The 5,593-nt window shown below is 77.2% G+C and carries 5 protein-coding genes; 1 reads left to right on the top strand and 4 read right to left on the bottom strand.

Translation table 11 applies throughout. From position 1 onward, the window contains the following. The coding region (locus tag ATM99_RS19745; RefSeq protein WP_082659768.1) for an NAD(P)/FAD-dependent oxidoreductase at positions 1-1,204 on the bottom strand (1,204 nt) is incomplete at its 3' end. Between the two features lie 50 nt (positions 1,205-1,254). On the opposite strand from ATM99_RS19745, the gene ATM99_RS14010 reads away from it, so the two are divergent. Further along, positions 1,255-1,857 carry a helix-turn-helix domain-containing protein gene (locus ATM99_RS14010; protein ID WP_062103494.1) on the top strand — a complete coding sequence of 201 codons (603 nt, stop codon included), beginning with the start codon at positions 1,255-1,257 and terminating at the stop codon, positions 1,855-1,857. Between the two features lie 191 nt (positions 1,858-2,048). On the opposite strand, the gene ATM99_RS14005 is transcribed toward ATM99_RS14010, so the two are convergent. From ATM99_RS14005 to ATM99_RS13995, 3 genes are all read right to left on the bottom strand, one after another. Further along, complete coding sequence (locus ATM99_RS14005; RefSeq protein WP_062103493.1) at positions 2,049-3,068, bottom strand: AEC family transporter; 1,020 nt, start codon at positions 3,066-3,068, stop codon at positions 2,049-2,051. A 281-nt stretch (positions 3,069-3,349) separates the two neighbouring features. Continuing rightward, a complete protein-coding gene (locus tag ATM99_RS14000) occupies positions 3,350-3,868 on the bottom strand; it encodes a hypothetical protein (RefSeq protein WP_062103492.1) in 519 nt (172 codons plus the stop codon). A 213-nt stretch (positions 3,869-4,081) separates the two neighbouring features. Further along, positions 4,082-5,593: mannitol dehydrogenase family protein (locus ATM99_RS13995; protein WP_369798089.1), on the bottom strand; the 1,512-nt coding region annotated here is incomplete at its 5' end.

Here is a 5,593-nt window from a genome sequence, read left to right as displayed (position 1 = left end):
AGGGGCGGGTCGTGATGCGGGAGGCGCGGGCGGCGGTGACGTCGGCGGCGACGAGTGACGCGTTGACGTGCGCGCCCGTGAGCGAGCCGGCCGCGATGCTCGATGCGAGCGCGTGCTGCGGGCCGGTGACGTTGCCCGCGGCCCAGACGCCCGGCACGGACGTCGCACCGGTCGCGTCGACGGCCACGGCGCGGCCGACGTCCTCGCCCAGGAAGTCGAGCGCGGTGGTCTCCAGCCCGAGGCCGTCGACCACGGCGTCGTCGAGGACCGCGCGCGACCCGACGAACACCGCGTCGCACGGGACCACGTCGCCGTCGCCCAGGGTGAGCCCGGTCAGCGCGTCCTCCTCGACGAGGGCGCCCGTGACCCGTCCGGGCACGACGCGCACGCCCCGGCCTGCGAGGTCGGCCCGCTGCTCGGCGTCCGGTGCGAACGCGTCGTTCGTCAGCAGGGTCACGTCGGCGCTGAGCTGGCGGACCAGCAGCGCCGCGTGCACGGCCCGCGGGCCGGTCGCGAGCACCGCGAGGCGCCGGTCGCGCACCTCCCAGCCGTGGCAGTAGGGGCAGTGCAGCACGTCGCGTCCCCAGCGCTCGCGCAGGCCCGGGACGTCGGGCAGGACGTCGCGCATGCCCGTCGCCACAACGAGACGCCGCGCACGGTGCGTGCGTCCGTCGGCGGTGCGGACCTCGAGCACCGGCTCGTGCGCGGCGCCGTTCCACCCGGCGCCGTCCGACCCGGCGCCGTCCGACCCGGCGCCGTCCGACCCGGCGCCGTCCGACCCGTCGCCGTCCGACCCGGCGCCGTTCGCCCCGGCGCCGTCCGACCCGTCGCCGTCCGACCCGTCGCCGTTCGCCCCGGCGCCGTCCGACCCGGCGCCGGTCGACCCGGCGTCCTCCGACCCGGCGCCGTCCCACCCCGCGCCGCCGGCGCCGTCGACCGTCCGTGCCGCGACCACCCGCGCGGTCACGACCTCGACGCCGTAGCGGGCGACCTCGTCGCGTCCCGCGGCCAGCAGCGCGGCCGGCGGCGTTCCGTCGTGCGTGAGCAGGTTGTGGGCGTGCGGCGAGGTCGCGTTGCGTGGCTCGCCGGCGTCGAGGACGCGCACGGTGCGGCGCGAGCGTCCGAGGCTCAGCGCGGCGGACAGGCCCGCGGCGCCGCCGCCGAGCACGAGGACGTCGACCGGGGTCAGGGGTGCGTTCGGCATGGCACGAGCCTGCGCGGCCCCGTGCCGTCTTGACAAGAGACGTTGCCACCATGGCAAATGGAGCCGTGGACGACCTCGACGCGGTGCTCGACACCGTCGGCCCCCGGCTGCGTGCGCTCCGTGAGCAGCGCGGCGCGACGCTCGCCGACGTCGCGGGCGTCACCGGCGTCTCCGTCAGCACGCTGTCGCGCCTCGAGTCGGGCCTGCGTCGCCCCACGCTCGAGCTGCTGCTGCCGCTCGCGCGGTTCCACGACGTGACGATCGACGAGCTCGTCGACGTCCCCGCGGGCGACGACCCGCGCGTGCCCGCGCACCCCACGGTCCGCCACGGCGTGACGTACGTGCCGCTGAGCCGCCGCACCGAGGGGCCCCGCGCGTTCCGGATGGTCTACCCGCCGGCCGTGCACGCCGACGCCGACCGCGAGCCCCGCGTGCACGACGGCTACGAGTGGCTGTACGTCCTCTCCGGCTCGCTGCGGCTCGTGCTCGCCGGGCGCGAGCTCGACCTGGCCGCGGGCGAGGCCGCCGAGTTCGACACGCGCGTGCCGCACTGGCTCGGCAACGTGTCCGACGGCCACACCGAGGTGCTCGCGGTGTACGGCCCGCAGGGCGAGCGCATGCACGTGCGCGCGCGTCCGCGGCGTCGCGACTGACCGGTCACCGTCCGGTCCGTGGGACGGCCGGCGGACGAGCCCGGGCTCGCGACCGGTTCAGGGCGGGTCCGGCGGATTGAGCCCGGTCTCGCGGTGGCCGCCGCCCGGATCGTGGGCCACCGGGGCCACCGGCGCGTCCGTGGCGCGCCGGGCGGTCCGGTGACGGGGCGCCTGGGGCACCGTCACCCGGCTCAGCCGAGCGTCGCGGCCACCACCAGCAGCACCGGCACGCACAGCACTGTCGAGACGAGCCCGGCGTCGCGCGCGAGCGCCTCGCCGTGGCGGTACCGCATCGCGTAGACCAGCACGTTCTGCGCGGTCGGCAGCGCCGCCATCGCGACGACCGCGAGCAGCGCAGGTGCAGGCAGGCTCAGCGCGGTGCCGACGCCCCACGCGACGAGCGGGTGCACCGCCGCCCGCAGCGCGACGGCGAGCGCGAGGTCGCGCCGCGGCGCGCGACCCCCTGCGCCGCGCGGGGCCGCGAGCGACAGGCCGAACGTCACGAGCGCGAGCGGCGCCGCGGCCGCGCCGACCAGCCGGAACGGCTCGTACAGCGCCTCGGGCGCCGACCACGGCAGGGCCGCGAGCGCGAGGCCGGCGAGCGTCGCGAGGATGATCGGGTTGGTCAGCGTGCGACGCGCGACGGCGGCGACGCGGAGCCGGGTGGGCACCGGGTCGGCCGGGGGCGCCGCGGTGCGGGTCGTCCCAGGGTCGGGCGCGTCGACGGCGCCGTCCCGCGCCGCGTCGTCCTGACCGGCCCGTGCGCGCGCCGCGTGCGCGTCGAGCACCGTGAACGCGACGGGTGCCAGCACGAGCAGCTGGAACAGCAGCGTCGGGACGACCGCGACCGGGTCGTCGAGCAGGTACACGGCGAGCGGCAGCCCGATGTTGCCGGCGTTGACGTAGGACGCCGCGAGCGTGCCGACCGTGACGTCGGCGGACGGGCGCCGCCAGACCACGCGCAGGACCAGCGCGGCCGTCGCCGCGACGAGGGCCGTGCTCGCCCACGTGGCGGCCGCCGTGCGGGAGACCAGCAGGTGCAGGTCGGCGTGCGCGACGGTCGACAGCAGCAGCGCGGGCGTCGCGACCGCGAACACGACGCGTGCGAGCACGGGTGCCGCGCGCTCGCCGAGCACGTGCCACCGCCCGAGCGCCCAGCCGAGCGCGACGACGGCCGCCATGGTGCCCAGCGCGGTGAGCACGGCGGTCATCCGCACGCACCCCGGGTCACCGGTCGATCCTCGCACGCGCGCTCACGGCGTCGGCGCGCCCGCACCGACACGTCCCCCACTGCCCTGCGGGGCGCAGGCGGGCAGAACTGGTCGCTCGGTAAGCCGGATCGGTCGCAACTGGTCAGCTGTCTGACCAGTTCGTGGGGGGGCAGCGGGCGTGCGCGAGCAGAGGCACGGGGTGCCGCCTCGCGGCGACGCGCCGGGGGCGGGCACCTCGTGGTGCCCGCCCCCGGTCGTCGCCCCGGCCGTGCCGGTGGGTGTCAGAGGCCCGAGTCGCGCATGGTGCCGGTGAGGCCGCCGTCGAGGTGCACGACGATGCACTGCAGCACGTCGTCGCCCGCCGCCCAGCCGTCGGCGTTCGGGGACAGGTACGTGTAGTCGAGGGCGGACTCCTCGTAGGACGTGCCGACGAAGCCCGGGAACTCGCCGACGCAGAACTCGTCGTAGTAGGTCTCGCCGGCCGCGTACTGCTCGTCCGTGAGCGTGGCCTCGGCGTAGATCTCCGCGTCGTGCTGCTCGCCGCAGGGCTTCGCGGGCAGCGAGGAGAACTCGGTCGTGCCGGCGGCCGAGTCGAGGTAGTCCAGGCAGTCGCCGACCTTGAGCGAGAACACGTCGGCGTCGGCCGCGGCGGTGATCTCGCCGCCGGGCTCGTCGCGCTGCGCCTCGGGGGCGGAGTCGCCGGACACGGCGTCGAGGATGGAGCCGCAGCCCGTCAGCGTCACGGCGAGCGCGACGACGGCGAGCGGGGCGAGGGCGGAGCGGAAGGTACGGGAAGTCACGTCCAGCGATCCAACCAGGACGTTCGTCCGGTGGATACCGAATTGGGCGCGCGTCCGGGTGAATCCCTGTGCGTCGCCTGTGCGTCGTGTCACTTCTCACCCGGACGGGTGTCGTCGCAGGTCACGACACGACCGGTCGTGACGCGCGTGCGGTCGGGCCGTGCCCCGTGCCCTGTGCCCCGTGCCTCGTCCGTCGTGCGTCGCGGTGCCGCGTCAGCGGGTGAGGGCGGGCTCCAGGTCGCGCAGCGCCGACGTCACGGCGGCGCGGAACTCCGTGGAGCCCGCGACGTCCGGGCCGAAGACCTCGGGCAGGGCGAACAGCCCCGCCACCGGGTCGGGACCCGAGACCGCCTGCACGAGGCGCGGCGCGATCGGGTCGTCGAGCGCGACGGTCCGCCCGTCGACCACGAGGTCGCCCGCCGCGGTCGCCCGCACGTACGCGACCCACGCGGCGACCGCGTGCGCCGCGGCGTGCGGCACGGCCCCGGCGGCGAGCCGGTCGGCGACGGTCCCGAGCAGCCGCACCGGCAGCTTGAGCGACCCGTCCATCGCCACCTGCACGGTGGTGTGGCCCGTCCGGGGGTTGGCGAACCGGTGGAGGACCTCGTCGCGGTACGCGGCCAGGTCCGTGCCGTCGGGTGCGACGAGCGTCGGGAGCACGTCCTCGTCGAGCAGCGCGCGCGCGACGCCCGCGAGCTCGGGGTCGGCCACGGCCTGCGCGATCGTCGCGTGCCCCCGCAGCGCGCCGAGGTACGCGAGCGTCGAGTGCGCCGCGTTCAGCACGCGCAGCTTCGCGCGCTCGTACGGCGCGACGTCGTGCGTGAACGTCGCGCCCGCACGTTCCCACGCGGGCCGTGGGCCCGCGAACGCGTCCTCGACGACCCACTGGAAGAACGGCTCGCCGACCACCAGCGCCTCGTCGCGCAGGCCCAGCAGCGCGGCGGCCTCGGCCCGGTGCGCGTCCGTCGTGGCGGGCACGATCCGGTCCACCATCGTCGACGGGAAGCGCACCGACGCCCCGACCCACTCCGCGACCGGCTCCGCACCGGGCACCGCGGCGAGCGCCTGCTCGACCAGCCCGCGCAGCACCGCGCCGTTGTCGGTGAGGTTGTCGCAGCACACGACCGTCAGCGGCGCGCGCGACGTGCGGTGCCGGCGCACGAGCCCGCGCACGAGCGTCCCGAGCGGCGTCGCCGCCGCCATGCCGTCGGCCGCGCCCAGCTCGGCGCGCGCCGCGGCCAGGTCGCCCGCGACGTCGGCGGCACGCGTGTCGAGGCTGCCGTCGGGCGCGCGTCGGTAGCCCTTCTCGGTCACGGTCAGCGTGACGACGTGCGTGGTCGGCGCCGCGAGCGCGTCGAGCACGCGCGCGGTGTCCCGGCCCGGGTAGGCGACGTCGCGCACCGACCCGACGAGCCGCACGCTCGACGCGTCCGCGCCGGTGGTGAGCACGCCGTACAGGCCGTCCTGCGGTGCGAGCTGCTCGACCACGCGCGGGCTGCGCTGCGTGACGCCGAGCAGGCCCCAGCGCGTCTCGCCCGTCGCGGCCGCAGCGTCCTCGGTGCACACCGCCTGGTGCGCACGGTGGAACGCGCCGATGCCCAGGTGCACCTGCCCGACCGTGAGCTCGCGCGGGTCGAGCGCGGGGCCACGCACGGCGTCGGGCAGACCGCGCGCGGCGCGCTGCGCCCAGGTGGTCGCGGACAGGCGGGGCGGCGTCATCGGGGC

The organism is Cellulomonas sp. B6 (assembly GCF_001462455.1).
Classification (GTDB): Bacteria; Actinomycetota; Actinomycetes; order Actinomycetales; family Cellulomonadaceae; genus Cellulomonas.
Note: the sequence above shows the minus strand (reverse complement) of the source record. Positions and strands in the feature narration are given on the sequence as shown.